Here is a 13,806-nt window from a genome sequence, read left to right on the forward strand (position 1 = left end):
GGGCGACCCCCCCCGGCGGGCCCCACCCGCCCCACCCGCCCCGCCCCGTCGACCCCCACGGCCCCCCCGCCCCGGGCGACGGCCGGCAGCCGGCGTGGCCGCGGCGGGTGGTGGCCGTCGTAGCGGCTGCCCGCCTCGCGCGCGACCAGCTCCTCCGCGCCGAGCGGGGGCAGCGTGCCCCGCTCGCGCAGGGCGCGGGCCAGGTCCCAGCCGTCGCGCAGCGAGCCGTTGGTGGGACGGTCGGCCGCCCACTCGCGGAAGGTGTCCCACCAGGTGCCGCCGAGGGCGGCGGCGAGCAGCGGCCAGTGCCGGGCCACCTCGCCGGACCGCTTGCCGAGCAGCGCGACCCGGGCGGCCTGCACCGGCGCGGGCGCGAAGCCGGCCGGGGTCGGCGCACCGGCGACCAGTGCCGCGACCAGCTCCGCCTGCCGGGCGGCCAGGTCGCCGCCCGGTGTCCCGCCCCGACCGGCGGCGAGGTTGCCGGCCGCCCCCTGACGGCCGGCGGGGGTGCGGGGCCCGGGGACGGCGCGGCCGGTCACGTGACCACCGGGAACCCGGAGGCGGCGGCGAGCGCGTCCAGCTCCGCCCGCAGGGCCGGCGCGGGCGGGTAGTGCCCGTCGCGTTCCAGCAGCAGCGCCGGTGGCCGGCGCCGGGCGCAGAGCGCGCCGACCAGGTCGAGCACCTCCGGCGGCACCGGGTCGGTGTGCGTGTCGTGGTAGAGGCCGCCCCGCTCGGCGCCCCCGGCGACGTGGACGTAGGAGACCCGGTCCAGCGGCAGCCGGTCGAGCAGCGCGAGCGGGTCGCCGCCCCGGTTACGGGCGTTGGCGTGCACGTTGGCGACGTCGAGCAGCAGCGTCGCCCCGGTGGCGTCCAGGATCTCGGTGAGGAAGTCCGCCTCGTCCAGCTCGTCGTCGGGCCAGTCGAAGAGCGCGGCGATCGGCTCCAGCGCGAGCGGCGCCGGCAACTCTTCCTGCGCCCGCCGGACGTTGGCCACTACCGCCGCCACCGCCTCTTTGGTGCGCGGCAGCGGCAGCAGGTGGCCGGCCTCCAGGCCGCCGGCCCGGACGAACGCGATGTGCTCGCTGACCAGCGGCGCGTCGACCAGTTCGGCGACCCGGGCCAGGTGGGCCACCCGGGCCGGGTCGACCGGTTCCGCGCCGCCGAGGGAGAGCCGCACCCCGTGCGGTACGACGGTGACGCCGCGCCCGAGCAGCTCGGCCAGCCCCGGCGGGAGCGGGCCGGTCGGCGGGACCGTCTCGGCCACCACCTCGACGAAGCGCAGCCCGGGCAGCTCGGCGACGAACCCGGCGATCTCCGGCCGCCAGCCGATGCCGACTCCGTTCGGGCCGGTCATCCGCCGCACCCACCGCCGCCGCCACAGCCGCCGCCCCCGCCGCCACAGGAACTGCCGCCACTGCAGGAACTGCCGGAGCTGCCGGACCCGCTGCCGCCGCCGCTGTTCAGCGCCTGCCGCTGGATCTCCGCCTGCTCGGCGAAGCCCGGGTCCAGGGTCCAGAGCGAGGCGGTGCCGAAGAGGGCGACGCCCATGGCCGCCCCGGCCGCGCCGTAGGTGGCGTACGCGGGCGCGGCGGCGGGGGAGAGGTGGATGTTGCGCCGGCGCAGCTCGCGCAGCGCGGTGTCGGCCGCCCGGGTCCGGAACGGCACCCGGGCGAGCAGCACCAGCGGGAGGATCAGGGCGAGGCAGGCGAGCAGCAGGAACCCGACCGGCCGGCCGTTGGCCAGCCCGGCGGCGATCCGGGCGGCGCCGAACGCCATCAGCGCGAGCAGCACCCACGCGCCGCGCCGGGCGGCGGCGCGCCGGATGGGGGGCAGTGCCAGTCCCTGGCGCTCCAGGCCCTCGCGCAGTTCGGTGAGGGCGCGCGCCACCCACTCGTCGCGGGCCAGCTCGCGGGAGTGCAGGTTGCGCCGGGCGGCGTGGTGGACCGCCTGGTCGAGCGGGGTGACGCGGCTGGGCAGGGGGCTGCCGGTGGTGAGCCGCCGGTCGGGACGTACCCCGACGGCGCCGCTGCCGCGCAGGCCGCCCAGCGCCGTCCAGACCGCGAGCTGGTCGCCGCCGTTGAGGTACGCCACCTGCTGCGGGCCGAGCTGGCCGGCCCCGACGACCGGCTGCCCGGCGAGGGCCCGGGACCGGTACACGATCGAGCCGACGACGACCACCAGGGCCGCCAGCAGGTAGAACCGGAGGAACGTCGGGCCGGGAATGCCCCAGGTGTCGGCGGTCATGACTGCTCCTGTCGTGCGAGGGGAACGCGGCCTCATTGTGGAGCAGCGCCGCCACGTGCCGAGCGTCGAGGACGCCGGGTTACCAAGCCGAGACGTCCGGCGGTCAGCGCCGGCGCACGGCCTCCTCGACCAGGTCCAGCACCGGGCCCAGGTCGCCGGCCGGCCGTCCCATCGCCAGGTGCAGCACCAGACCGTCGTACGCCAGCTCCAGGAACTGGGCCAGCACGTCGATCGGGACGTCCTCGCGGAGCACCCCGGCCTCCCGCTGGCGTCCCAGTCGGTCCCGGGTGGCCTCGGCGATGGCGGCGGAGCGCTCGGCCCAGCGGCGGGCGAAGGCCGGGTCGGTGCGCAGCCGGCGGGAGACCTCCAGCTGGCTGCCCAGCCAGCCGGTGGTGTCGGGCGAGACCGCCCGGGCGAGCAGGTCCCGCATGACCTGGACGAGGCCGTTGCGGGCCACGGTCTCCACCATGGCCGCCGCGTCGTCCTCGGCCACCGCGAGGAAGAGCGAGTCCTTGTCGCGGAAGTGGTGGAAGATGGCGCCCCGGGACAGCCGGGTGGCCTCCTCCAGCCGGCGCACGGTGGCTCCCTCGTAGCCGTGCCGGGCGAAACAGGCCCGCGCCGCGGCGAGGATCTCCTGCCGGCGCGCGTCGAGCTGGTCCTGGCTTACTCTGGGCACGGGTCGATCGTTCCAGCTGACCCTCCGTTACGCAAACCGTACGTACGGCTTGGGATCCTGCGTGGGGCGGGTCGGCTCGGTGATCCGGTTAGGATTGTCGGGTGACGACGCCCCCGGTCGCCTCCGCCCCCCTTCCCTCCGCCCCGCTGACCGTCGCGGCCGTGCAGGCCGACCCGGTCCCCGGCGACGTGCCCGGCAACGCGGTGGCCGCCGCCGGCCTGGCCGCCCGGGCCGCCGGACACGGCGCTCGGGTCGCCGTCCTGCCGGAGCTGTTCCTGCCGGCGTACCACCCGCCCACGCTGGCCGCCGACCCGGCCGGCACCGACGTCGCCGCGACCGGCGACGGCGCGGTCGACGACCCCCGGCTCGACCCGCTGCGGGCCACCGCCCGCGACGGCCGGATCACCGTGGTGGTCGGCGCGGCGGTCCGCCACCCGGACGGCCGCCGGACCATCTCCGCCCTGGTCGCGGACCCGACCGGCACGATCCGGGCCGGGTACGACAAGCAGCAGCTCTGGGGCGGCGAGCGGGACCTGTTCGACGCCGGCCGGCAGGGCGCCACGCTGCTGGTCGACGGCTGGCGGCTCGGCCTCGGCATCTGCTACGACGGGTGCTTCCCGGAGCACGCCCGGGCCGCCGCGGCGGACGGCGCGCACGGCTACCTCTGCCCGAGCGGCTACCTCGCCGGGTCGGCGCACCGGCGCGACCTCTACTACGCCGCCCGGGCCCTGGACAACACCATGTACGTCGTCTTCGCCAACGCCGTCGGAGGCGCCGACCCGTGGCGGTTCAACGGTGGCGCGGCGGTCTACGACCCGGAGGGGCGACCGCTGGTACGCGGCGCCGACGACGGCGAGGCCGTGCTGGTCGCCACCCTGGACCCGGCCTCGCTGGCGGCCACCCGCTCGGCCCACTCCATGCTCGCCGACCGGCCCGCCGACCCGGGACTCCCCCGAACGACGCTGCCGGCCTGACGGACGCCGGCCGCCCAGCCCTGTCGACGGCGCCCCTCTCTCCCGTAAGGTGCCCGCGTGCCGCTGCTCCTGCTCGACCTGGACAACACCCTGCTCGACCGGGCGGGTCCGTTCCGCGCCTGGGGTCGGCGTTTCCTGGACGGCATCGGCGCGCCCCACACCGACATCGACTGGCTGCTCTCCATCGACGCCGACGGGCTCACCGACCGGTGGGACGTCGCCGACGCCATCCGCGACCGGTACGCGCTGCGCATCCCCGCCATCGACCTGGTCGAGGAGCTGCACGACGGGGTGGTGGCGAACACCCGGCTCGACCCGCTGGTCGCCTGCGCGCTGCGGATCGCCGACGACGCCGGTTGGGTGCCGGTCGTGGTCACCAACGGCTCGGTCCGCCAGCAGGACGCCAAGATCCGGCGGACCGGGCTGGACCGGTACATCGCCGACTGGGTGATCTCCGAGGAGGCCGGAGTCAGCAAGCCCAACCCGAGGATCTTCGCGCTGGCCGCCCAGCGGGCCCGGATGCCGCTGCGCGGGGCGTGGGTGGTGGGGGACAGCCCGGAGGCGGACATCGGCGGTGCTGCCGCTGTCGGCCTGCCCAGCGTCTGGCTGCACCGGGGGCGTACCTGGCCGGACAACCGGTTCGCCCCGACCCGCACGGTCGACTCGCTGATCGCGGCCGTCGCCACGGTGCTCGCCGCCTGAGGCCCGGGCGGCCCGGGCGGGGTCCGGTAATTCGGTTGCCGCCGGATCGGGCGTCGGTGAGCATGGGGCCGCGCGGGTGCGCAGCCGGGTCGAGCCCGGTCGAGGAGAAGGAGGTCGGTCATGGCCGTCTTTGCAGGGTCGTTCCACCTGCCTCCATCAGCCTCGATCAAGGGATCACCACTTCCGTGCGCGAACACGACCTCCCGGCGCCGCAGCGCCGTGGCCGCGGCAAGAGCCGCTTCGACGACGACGAACCACACTTCCTGAAGCACGGCCGGCACGTCGAGCCGGCCCTCGTCGAGCCCGACGACGAGCCCGAGCCCGAGCCCGAGGACCGCTGGTCCTCCTGGGACGAGGCCGTCCACGGCCCCGAACCGCACCCCGAGTGGCTGGTCACCGAGCTGGCCGCCCGGGACACCGAGCTCGGTGTGCTCAAGACCGGCAAGGAGGCGGACGTCCACCTCGTCCGCCGCGCGCTGCCGGACACCGACCGGTCCTGCCTGCTGGCGGTCAAGCGGTACCGGGACGCCCAGCACCGGCTCTTCCACCGGGACGCCGGCTACCTGGAGGGGCGCCGGGTCCGCCGGTCCCGGGAGAACCGGGCGATGGCCGGGCGTACCGCCTTCGGCCGGCAGATGATCGCCGGGCAGTGGGCGGCGGCCGAGTTCGCCGCCCTCAGCCGGCTCTGGGAGATCGGCGCCGCCTCCGGGCGGATCGCCGTGCCCTACCCGGTCCAGCTGATCGGCACCGAGCTGATGCTGGAGTTCGTCGGCGACCCCGACGAGGGCGCGGCGGCGCCCCGGCTGGCCCAGTTGCGTCCCGAGCCGGGCGAGCTGCGCGGGCTCTGGGAGCAGCTGGTGGACGCCCTGGTCGTGCTGGCCCGCGCCGGGTACGCCCACGGCGACCTGTCCCCGTACAACCTGCTGGTGCACCGGGGGCGCCTCGTCATGATCGACCTGCCGCAGGTGGTCGACGTGGTGGCCAACCCGCAGGGGTCGGAGTTCCTGGCCCGGGACGTGAAGGTGGTCGGCGCCTGGTTCGCCGCGCGGGGGCTGCCAACGGCCGAGGCGGATCCGGCCGAGCTGACCGGTCTGCTGCTGCGCGAGGCGGGCATCCGCTGATCGGGGTACGCCCCGGACGGTCCGGTGACCGTCCGGGGCGTACCCGCCTCGCGTGCCGGCCGTCGCCGGCGTGCCGGCCTACTGGAGGTAGCGCTCGACCTCGGGCACCGGCCGCGCGCCCTGGGCTTCCGGGTCGCCGTGCGCCTGCCGGGCCGCCCGGCGGCGACGCAGCAGGTCCCAGCACTGGTCCAGGGACTCTTCCAGTGCGCGTAGCCGGTCGCGCGCCGCGTCGTCGGTGCCGGACTCGTTGGCCTGCGCCGCGGAGCGCAACCGGTGCTCCTCGTCGACGAGCTCCGAGATCCGGTTCAGGATGGTGGTGTCGTCCATGCCCCTGAGCCTGGCACAGGGTGCCCCGGCGCGCCCGGATTCGCACCCCCCGGACGACGTCGGGTCACGGTAGGTTGCCCCACCATGACCCCTGTCGTACGCCCCCTGCGGCCCGCCGACGTCCCGGCGGTCGCCGAGGTGCTGGCCGCCGCCGCGCCGTATCAGATGATCACCGAGGAGTGGCTGGGCTGGCACCTCACCGGCGCGCCGGCGGCCGAGCGGTTCGGCGTGCTGGTCGCCGGGAACGCCGACGGGGTGGTCGGCGCCGCGCTGACCGGGCTGCTGCACGAGAGCGCCGAGCCGGGGCTGGGCTTCGTCAACCTCACGGTGCACCCGGAGCGGCGCGGCGGGGGCGCCGGCAGTGCCCTGCTGGACGCCGCGCAGCGCCGGCTCACCGGGCTGGGGGCGGTGGCCGCGTACGCGAAGGTCGCCGACGACCCGGCCAGCACCGGTTTCGCCCAGCGGCGCGGCTACCGGCGGGGGCGGCGGGCGGAGTTCCTGGTGCTGGACCTGGCCGAGGCGGTGCTGCCCGCGTCCCCGGCGCTGCCGGCGGGGGTGCGGCTGCTCGCCGCCGCCGAGCTGCCCGACCCCCATCCGCTCTACACGGCGGACCTCGACGCCTCCCGGGACGAGCCGGGCGAGGTGACGATGGACGAGATCAGCTACGCCGACTGGCTGGCCGCCTACTGGGAGCGCCCCGACCTGGACCGGGAGCTGACCACGGTGGCGGTGCGGGACGGGCAGGTGCTCGCGTTCGGCTTCGCGATGACCGACCGGCGGGACCGTTACCGCTCGGGGATGACCGGCACCCGGCGCGGGCACCGGGGCCGGGGGCTGGCCCGCGCGGTCAAGCAGCGGTCGCTGAGCCGGGCCCGGGCGGCCGGGCTTCGGTACGCGTACACCAGCAACGACGCCGGCAACGTCGCCATGCTCACGCTGAACCGCGGATTGGGTTACCGAGCGGTCGCCGCCGAGTGGCGCTACCTGCGCGACCTGTCGGACTGAGGTCCGGGCGCCACCGGCCCGACGACCGTCGGCGATGGACAGTGACCGTGATCACCCTCCACTGTGACACCACAGGGACCTCTACCACCCGGAACTGATCGTCCGGTCCGCCGTGCTGGCTGCCCGGACGTCGGCCGGCGACCGGTTGTGCGGACCCGCCCACGCCCCGCACGCCCCCTGGTCTGCTCTGCTTGAGGGAAGGTGCGGACACTGCTAGCGTGCGCCGGGGCCGGCTTCGCGTTTTCGGCCAATCCGAAACGTGAATCAGGACCGGCGAGGGGCGGGTGTGATGGGTTCCCGCAGTGCGAGTCTGCGCACCAAGGCCGTGGCCCCGCTGGTCTCGCTGGCCGCGCTCTGGGCTTTCGCGGCCTGGGTGACCCCGCGCGACGGCCTCACCGCGCTCGGCGTGCAGACGCTCGACGCGCAGGTCGCCGAGCCGAGTGAGTCACTGCGCACCGAACTCCGGCAGGCACGCCGGATGCCGGTGGCCCACCTCGGCCGCCCCCGCCAGGAGCAGGCGCAGCAGCTTCGGGAACAGCGCCGGCGCAGCGAGGAGCGGGCCGCCGGCTTTGCCGGGGCCCGTAACGGGCGGGCCGGGCTCGCCTCCGGCGACGAGCTGGTGCCGCGGATCGACGAGGCGGTCACCCGGCTGGACGCGCTGGGCCCGGTACGGGACGCCGTGGCCGCCCGCGCCGTCGACCGGGCTGGCGCCGCCGACGCGTACACCGGGGCGGTCCCGACGGCGGTCGCCGCGCGCACCGCCGCGGCCGGCCCGGACGCGGCCACCGATCCGACGCCGGCCGGCCCGGTGACCGACGCCGCCCGCCTGGTGGGAGGCGCCGCCACCGGGGCCCGGGCCGGCAACGGGCCGGAGAACGGGGACGGTCAGGCGACCTGACGGCGGCATGCTGAGGCAACCGCGCGACAGGGCACGACAACGGGACGTACGGCGATACCAGCCGGGGGAGAAGAGGACGACGAGTGGGGCAGAAGACGGCTTCGAGTGCCGACCTGACGTGGCTGCTGGACGATCTGGTCGGCCGGGTGAAGCAGGCCGAACACGCCGTGGCGCTCTCCTCCGACGGCCTGCTGATGGCCTCGTCGCGGGGACTGAGCCGGGACGACGGCGAGCACCTCGCGGCGATGGCGGCCGGGATCCAGAGCCTGGCCCGGGGCGCGGGCAAGCGGTTCGGCGGTGGGCAGGTCCAGCAGACCATCATCGAGATGCAGTCGTCGTTCCTGTTCGTCACGGCGGCCGGGCGCAACGCCTGCCTGGCGGTGCTCGCCGCCGAGGACGCCGACGTCGGGCTCATCGCGTACGAGATGGCGATGCTGGTGACCCGGGTGGGCAAGTTCGTCGCGTCGCCGACCCGGGGGCTCGACCAGCCGGCCGGCGGGAAGTAGCGGCCATGACGGTCGGCGGCGGTTCTGAGGACAGGTGGGTGGACGACCACGCCGGCCCGGTGGTCCGGCCGTACGCGGTCACCCGCGGCCGGGCCCGCCCGGTCACCGGCACGTTCGACCTGATCTCCCTGGTGACGGCGACCCGTGCGGACGTCGGCCCGGAGGCCGGGCTGGGCCCGGAGCACCTGGCGATCGTCGCGCTCTGCCAGCGGATCCAGTCCGTGGCCGAGGTCGCCGCCCACCTGGACCTGCCGGTGGGGACCGTCCGGGTCCTCCTGGGCGACCTGGTGTCCCGCGATCTGGTGGTGGTGCGGCCGCCGCGCGGCACCGGCTTACCTGATGAAAGCGTCTTCGAGGCGGTGATCAATGGACTACGGGCACTCTGAGCGGCCGGCGGGAGCCCCGCCGCTGCCCACCGCGATCAAGATTCTGATCGCCGGTGGTTTCGGCGCGGGCAAGACCACGATGGTCGGCGCGGTGAGCGAGACGAAACCGCTGCGCACCGAGGAGGTGCTGACCGAGACGGGCATCGGGGTCGATGACCTGTCCGGCGTGGAGGCCAAGACCACCACCACGGTGGCGATGGACTTCGGCCGGATCACGATCAGCGACGACCTGGTGCTCTACCTCTTCGGCACCCCCGGCCAGGACCGGTTCTGGTTCGTCTGGGACGAGCTGGCCCTCGGCGCGATCGGCGCGGTGGTGCTGGCCGACACCCGCCGGCTGGCGGACTGCTTCCCCTCGATCGACTACTTCGAGGAGCGGGGCACGCCGTTCGTGGTGGCGGTGAACTGCTTCGAGGACGCCCGGCGCTACCGGTTGGACGAGGTGCAGGCGGCGCTCAACCTGGACCCGGGCGTGCCGGTGCTGCTCTGCGACGCCCGGCAGCGGGAGTCCAGCCGGGACGTGCTGGTCACGCTCCTGGAGCACGCCATGAAGACCCGGGAGGCCCGCCGCCGGGTGGACTGACCGCCCCGCCGGGTGCCGGCCGGGCCGGCCGGCACCCGACGACCGGAACGACACGGAGGGCCCCTCCCCGCGAACGCGGGAAGGGGCCCTCCGTCGGTGGTACGTCAGCTGGCGATCATGCGGCGCAGCACGTACTGCAGGATGCCGCCGTGCCGGTAGTAGTCCGCCTCACCGGGGGTGTCGATCCGGACCACGGCGTCGAACTCCACGCCGGTGTCGGTGGTGACCTGCACCGTGCGCGGGGTGTCGCCGTCGTTCAGCGCGGTCACGCCGGTGATGGAGAAGGTCTCCGTGCCGGTGAGGCCGAGCGACTCCGCGGTGGTGTCGACCGGGAACTGCAGCGGCAGCACGCCCATGCCGATGAGGTTGGAGCGGTGGATCCGCTCGTACGACTCGGCGATGACCGCCTTGACGCCGAGCAGCATGGTGCCCTTGGCCGCCCAGTCGCGCGACGAGCCGGAGCCGTACTCCTTGCCGGCCAGGATGACCAGCGGGACGCCCGCCTCCTGGTACGCCATGGAGGCGTCGTAGATCGAGGTCTGCTCGCCGGTCAGGTGGTTGACCGTGAAGCCGCCCTCCACACCCGGGACCAGCTGGTTGCGCAGCCGGATGTTGGCGAAGGTGCCCCGGATCATCACCTCGTGGTTGCCCCGGCGCGAGCCGTACGAGTTGAACTCGTGGCGCGGCACGCCGTGCTCGGCGAGGTACTTGCCGGCCGGCGAGTCGGCCTTGATCGAGCCGGCCGGGGAGATGTGGTCGGTGGTCACCGAGTCGCCCAGCTTGGCCAGCACCCGAGCTGGGCCGATGTCGGAAACAGGCGCCGGCAGGCGCCGCATGCCCTCGAAGTACGGGGGCTTGCGGACGTAGGTGGACTCGCCCGCCCAGGCGAAGGTGTCACCCGTCGGGGTGGGCAGCGACTGCCAGCGCTCGTCGCCGGCGAAGACGTCGGCGTACGCGGCGCTGAACCCGGTGGCGCCGATCGCCTGGGCGATGACGTCCTGGATCTCGGCGCTGTTCGGCCAGATGTCACGCAGGAAGACCGGGTTGCCCTGGCTGTCCTCGCCGAGCGGCTCGTTGGCCAGGTCGATGTCCATCGTGCCGGCGAGCGCGTACGCGACCACCAGCGGCGGGGACGCCAGGTAGTTCATCTTGACGTCCGGGTTGATCCGGCCCTCGAAGTTGCGGTTGCCGGAGAGCACCGAGACGACGGCGAGGTCGTTCTCGTTGACCGCGGCGGAGACCTCCTCCGGCAGCGGGCCGGAGTTGCCGATGCAGGTGGTGCAGCCGTAGCCGACCAGGTTGAAGCCGAGCTTGTCCAGGTAGGGCGTGAGGCCGGCGCGGTCGTAGTAGTCCATGACGACCTTCGAGCCGGGCGCCAGGGTGGTCTTGACCCACGGCTTGCGGGTCAGGCCCTTGTCGACCGCGTTGCGGGCGAGCAGCGCCGCGCCGATCATCACCTGCGGGTTGGAGGTGTTGGTGCAGGAGGTGATCGCGGCGATCACCACGGCGCCGTGGTCCAGCTCGTACTCGACGCCGTCGGCGCCGGTGACCCGGATCGGGTTGCTGGCCCGGCCGCCGGAGCCCACGGCGGCGGTCTCCAGGTCGCGCGGCTCGTCGGCCGGGTCGCTGAAATCGTTGGCGGGCGGGTCGCTGGCCGGGAAGGACTCGGCGCTGGCCTCGTCGGCCGGGCCGCTGGCGCCCCGGGGTAGCTGCTCGCGGGCCACGCCCGGCTTGAGCTCGCGCTCACCGGCGGAGTCGTCGGCGACGTAGTCGGTCAGCGCGGAGCGGAACAGCGTCTTGGCGGCGCCCAGCGGCACCCGGTCCTGCGGGCGCTTCGGGCCGGCCAGGGACGGCTCGATGGTGCCCAGGTCGAGCTCCAGGCGCTCGGAGTACTCCGGCTCGTGGTTCGGGTCGTGCCAGAGGCCCTGCTCCTTGGCGTACGCCTCGACCAGCGCGACCTGCGCGGCGTCCCGGCCGGTCAGCTCCAGGTAGCGGACGGTCTCGGCGTCGATCGGGAAGATCGCCACGGTGGAGCCGTACTCCGGGGACATGTTGCCGATGGTGGCCCGGTTGGCCAGCGGCACGGCGCTGACGCCGGGGCCGTAGAACTCGACGAACTTGCCGACCACGCCGTGCTTGCGCAGCATCTCGGTGATGGTGAGCACCAGGTCGGTGGCGGTGGTGCCGGCCGGCATCTCGCCAGAGAGCTTGAAGCCGACGACCCGCGGGATCAGCATGCTGACCGGCTGGCCGAGCATCGCGGCCTCGGCCTCGATGCCGCCGACGCCCCAGCCGAGCACGCCCAGGCCGTTGACCATGGTGGTGTGCGAGTCGGTGCCGACCACGGTGTCCGGGTACGCCTGGCCGTTGCGCTCCATCACCGTGCGGGCCAGGTACTCGATGTTGACCTGGTGCACGATGCCGGTGCCCGGCGGGACGACCTTGAACTCGTTGAACGCGGTCTGGCCCCAGCGCAGGAACTGGTAGCGCTCCTTGTTGCGCTCGTACTCCAGCTCGACGTTGCGCGCGAAGGCGTCCTCGCGGCCGAACAGGTCGGCGATGACGGAGTGGTCGATGACCAGCTCGGCCGGGGTGAGCGGGTTGACCTTGGTGGCGTCGCCGCCGAGGTCGCGGACGGCCTCCCGCATGGTGGCCAGGTCCACGACGCAGGGCACGCCGGTGAAGTCCTGCATGAGGACCCGCGCCGGGGTGAACTGGATCTCCACGCTCGGGTCGGCGGTGGGGTCCCACCCGCCGAGCTGGCGGATGTGGTCGGCGGTGATGTTCGCGCCGTCCTCGGTCCGCAGCAGGTTCTCCAGCAGGATCTTCAAGCTGTAGGGCAGCCGGTCGTGGCCCTCCACCTTGTCAATCCTGAAAATCTCGTAGCTCGCGTCTCCGACGCGTAGCTGGGTCTTCGCACCGAAGGTGTCGAGGCTCGCCACGTCGTACTCCTTCACACCAGCGACCGTGAGTAGTCCTGAGCAGTCTGTCGCACCGGCCGGAGCGCCGCCCAGGTTAGGTGGCACTTACCGCCGATTCTCGTCGTCAACAAAACCGTACGTCCGTCTTGCTATTGACGCAACCTCGTGCCAGGGTTCGGGACGAGGAGGTGCCACCATGATCCACCATGTCCTGCTCGCCTGTCCCCGCGGCTCGGAGGAGGCCTCCCGGACCTTCTACGCCGGCCTGCTCGGCCTGGCGGAGAAGCCCAAACCGCCGGCCCTCGCCGCCCGCGGCGGTTGCTGGTTCACCGGGTACGGCGCGGAGCTGCATCTCGGCTTCGAGGACGGTTCCGCCCCGCCCGCAAGGCGCACCCGGCGCTGCTCCGCCCCGACCTGGACGACCTCGCCGCCCGGCTGACCGCCGCCGGACACCCGGTCACCTGGGGTGACGACGAGCTGCCCGGCATGCGGCGGTTCCACACCGAGGACCCGCACGGCAACCGCCTGGAGTTCGTCGCCCCGATCGCCGACTGACCGCACGACTGGTCCCTGTCGGCCGTCCCGCTCGGGCCGGGTGAGCGGGACGGCCGGAGCACTCCACCCGGACGGTGCGCCGAGGGTAGGGTTCGAGGTCGGATCGGAAGGGGTGGCGGTGGTCGACGTACAGCACTGGCTCTCCGCGCTGCCCCCGGTGACGGTCTACCTGATCGTCGCCGGGGTGATCGGCGTCGAGAGCATGGGCGTCCCGCTCCCCGGCGAGATCGTGCTGGTCAGCTCCGCGCTGCTGGCTGCCGCCGGGGTGGTGGAGCCGGAGTGGGTGGCCTGCGCCGCGGCGTTCGGCGCCATCCTCGGCGACTCGATCGGGTACGCCGTCGGCCGGCGCGGCGGGCGTCCGCTGCTGGCCCGGCTGGGCCGGCGCTTCCCCCGACACCTCGGCCCCACGCAGCTCGCCCGGGCCGAGCAGAGCTTCGCCCGGCACGGCGTCTGGGCGGTCTTCTTCGGCCGGTTCGTGGCACTGCTGCGGATCCTGGCCGGGCCCCTCGCGGGCGCGCTGCACGTGCCGTACCGGCGGTTCCTGCTGGCCAACGCGGCCGGCGGCCTGGTCTGGGCCTTCGGCACCACGTACCTGCTCTACACCGTCGGCCGGGCCGCCGAGCACTGGCTCAAGGACATCTCCTGGGTCGGCCTGGTCCTCGCGGTGCTCGCCGGGCTGGGCAGCACCTGGTGGCTGCGCCGTCGGGCCCGGCACCTGGAGCAGGAGCCCGCGACGGGGGCGGCGGAGCCGGTCGGGGCCGGCGGCGACCACTGACCCCGTCGCCGGGGACGGCGAGGGACGCGGGCATGACGAAGGGCCGACCCCCGGTTGGGGGTCGGCCCTTTCGTGTGTGTCTGGTGTCAGCTGGTGGCGGAGTAGCCGCGGGTGGCGATCCAGTCGGCGAGGT

Annotated in this window: 15 protein-coding genes and 1 pseudogene; 10 read left to right on the plus strand and 6 right to left on the minus strand. The window is 74.5% G+C overall.

Annotation, left to right across the window (positions count from 1 at the left end; translation table 11 throughout):
* From AB0I41_RS32890 to AB0I41_RS32905, 4 genes are all read right to left on the minus strand, one after another.
* A partial coding sequence (locus tag AB0I41_RS32890) for a hypothetical protein (protein WP_357114864.1) occupies positions 1–440 on the minus strand: 440 nt, incomplete at its 3' end.
* Between the two features lie 95 nt (positions 441–535).
* Positions 536–1,354 (minus strand): DUF692 domain-containing protein, encoded by an 819-nt coding sequence (locus tag AB0I41_RS32895; RefSeq protein ID WP_357114837.1) that lies wholly within the window; start codon positions 1,352–1,354, stop codon positions 536–538.
* Positions 1,351–2,244 (minus strand): TIGR04222 domain-containing membrane protein, encoded by an 894-nt coding sequence (locus AB0I41_RS32900; protein ID WP_357114839.1) that lies wholly within the window; start codon positions 2,242–2,244, stop codon positions 1,351–1,353. The genes AB0I41_RS32895 and AB0I41_RS32900 overlap by 4 nt, the downstream gene beginning before the upstream one ends.
* A gap of 103 nt (positions 2,245–2,347) precedes the next feature.
* Positions 2,348–2,920 carry a helix-turn-helix domain-containing protein gene (locus AB0I41_RS32905; RefSeq protein WP_357114841.1) on the minus strand — a complete coding sequence of 191 codons (573 nt, stop codon included), beginning with the start codon at positions 2,918–2,920 and terminating at the stop codon, positions 2,348–2,350.
* A gap of 101 nt (positions 2,921–3,021) precedes the next feature.
* Between AB0I41_RS32905 and AB0I41_RS32910 the strand changes: the two genes are divergently transcribed.
* The 3 genes from AB0I41_RS32910 (at position 3,022) to AB0I41_RS32920 (ending at position 5,717) form a co-directional block, all read left to right on the plus strand.
* Complete coding sequence (locus AB0I41_RS32910; protein ID WP_357114843.1) at positions 3,022–3,894, plus strand: carbon-nitrogen hydrolase family protein; 873 nt, start codon at positions 3,022–3,024, stop codon at positions 3,892–3,894.
* Between the two features lie 57 nt (positions 3,895–3,951).
* Positions 3,952–4,596, plus strand: coding sequence for an HAD-IA family hydrolase (locus tag AB0I41_RS32915; RefSeq protein WP_357114845.1), 645 nt, complete (start codon positions 3,952–3,954; stop codon positions 4,594–4,596).
* A 185-nt stretch (positions 4,597–4,781) separates the two neighbouring features.
* On the plus strand, positions 4,782–5,717 hold the full coding sequence (locus tag AB0I41_RS32920; protein ID WP_357114847.1) for an RIO1 family regulatory kinase/ATPase: 936 nt from the start codon (positions 4,782–4,784) through the stop codon (positions 5,715–5,717).
* A 78-nt stretch (positions 5,718–5,795) separates the two neighbouring features.
* Here AB0I41_RS32920 and AB0I41_RS32925 read toward each other — a convergent pair whose 3' ends face one another.
* Positions 5,796–6,044 (minus strand): DUF2630 family protein, encoded by a 249-nt coding sequence (locus AB0I41_RS32925; protein ID WP_357114849.1) that lies wholly within the window; start codon positions 6,042–6,044, stop codon positions 5,796–5,798.
* Positions 6,045–6,128: 84 nt separating this feature from the next.
* Here AB0I41_RS32925 and AB0I41_RS32930 point away from each other — a divergent pair, with 84 nt between their 5' ends.
* The 5 genes from AB0I41_RS32930 (at position 6,129) to AB0I41_RS32950 (ending at position 9,422) form a co-directional block, all read left to right on the plus strand.
* Entirely contained in the window at positions 6,129–7,049 is a 921-nt protein-coding gene (locus tag AB0I41_RS32930; RefSeq protein WP_357114851.1) for a GNAT family N-acetyltransferase, read from the plus strand.
* A 289-nt stretch (positions 7,050–7,338) separates the two neighbouring features.
* Positions 7,339–7,947: a nitrate- and nitrite sensing domain-containing protein gene (locus tag AB0I41_RS32935; protein WP_357114853.1), complete on the plus strand. Its 609-nt coding sequence runs from the start codon at positions 7,339–7,341 to the stop codon at positions 7,945–7,947.
* 83 nt (positions 7,948–8,030) lie between these two features.
* The gene (locus AB0I41_RS32940; protein ID WP_088961283.1) at positions 8,031–8,453 is read left to right on the plus strand and encodes a roadblock/LC7 domain-containing protein; all 423 of its coding nucleotides are present in this window, start codon (positions 8,031–8,033) and stop codon (positions 8,451–8,453) included.
* Between the two features lie 5 nt (positions 8,454–8,458).
* Positions 8,459–8,839, plus strand: a complete 381-nt coding sequence (locus AB0I41_RS32945; protein WP_357114855.1) for a DUF742 domain-containing protein — start codon at positions 8,459–8,461, stop codon at positions 8,837–8,839.
* On the plus strand, positions 8,820–9,422 hold the full coding sequence (locus tag AB0I41_RS32950) for an ATP/GTP-binding protein (RefSeq protein WP_357114858.1): 603 nt from the start codon (positions 8,820–8,822) through the stop codon (positions 9,420–9,422). The genes AB0I41_RS32945 and AB0I41_RS32950 overlap by 20 nt, the downstream gene beginning before the upstream one ends.
* A 104-nt stretch (positions 9,423–9,526) precedes the next feature.
* Here the strand turns inward: AB0I41_RS32950 and AB0I41_RS32955 are convergent, their stop codons facing one another.
* Entirely contained in the window at positions 9,527–12,379 is a 2,853-nt protein-coding gene (locus tag AB0I41_RS32955; protein WP_357114860.1) for an aconitate hydratase, read from the minus strand.
* 160 nt (positions 12,380–12,539) lie between these two features.
* On the opposite strand from AB0I41_RS32955, the pseudogene AB0I41_RS32960 reads away from it, so the two are divergent.
* Both AB0I41_RS32960 and AB0I41_RS32965 read left to right on the plus strand, forming a co-directional pair.
* A pseudogene (locus AB0I41_RS32960) lies at positions 12,540–12,898 on the plus strand (VOC family protein).
* A 118-nt stretch (positions 12,899–13,016) separates the two neighbouring features.
* Positions 13,017–13,673: a DedA family protein gene (locus AB0I41_RS32965; RefSeq protein WP_357114862.1), complete on the plus strand. Its 657-nt coding sequence runs from the start codon at positions 13,017–13,019 to the stop codon at positions 13,671–13,673.
* The last annotated feature ends 133 nt before the right edge of the window (positions 13,674–13,806 follow it).

The organism is Micromonospora sp. NPDC050200, assembly GCF_040656135.1.
GTDB lineage: Bacteria > Actinomycetota > Actinomycetes > Mycobacteriales > Micromonosporaceae > Micromonospora.

Bases quoted from the DNA above. Each gene is read 5' to 3' on its own strand.
- AB0I41_RS32895 (WP_357114837.1), bottom strand. From the start codon at position 1,354: ATGACCGGCCCGAACGGAGTCGGCATCGGCTGGCGGCCGGAGATCGCC.
- AB0I41_RS32900 (WP_357114839.1), bottom strand. From the start codon at position 2,244: ATGACCGCCGACACCTGGGGCATTCCCGGCCCGACGTTCCTCCGGTTC.
- AB0I41_RS32925 (WP_357114849.1), bottom strand. From the start codon at position 6,044: ATGGACGACACCACCATCCTGAACCGGATCTCGGAGCTCGTCGACGAG.
- AB0I41_RS32930 (WP_357114851.1), top strand. From the start codon at position 6,129: ATGACCCCTGTCGTACGCCCCCTGCGGCCCGCCGACGTCCCGGCGGTC.
- AB0I41_RS32935 (WP_357114853.1), top strand. From the start codon at position 7,339: ATGGGTTCCCGCAGTGCGAGTCTGCGCACCAAGGCCGTGGCCCCGCTG.
- AB0I41_RS32945 (WP_357114855.1), top strand. From the start codon at position 8,459: ATGACGGTCGGCGGCGGTTCTGAGGACAGGTGGGTGGACGACCACGCC.
- AB0I41_RS32950 (WP_357114858.1), top strand. From the start codon at position 8,820: ATGGACTACGGGCACTCTGAGCGGCCGGCGGGAGCCCCGCCGCTGCCC.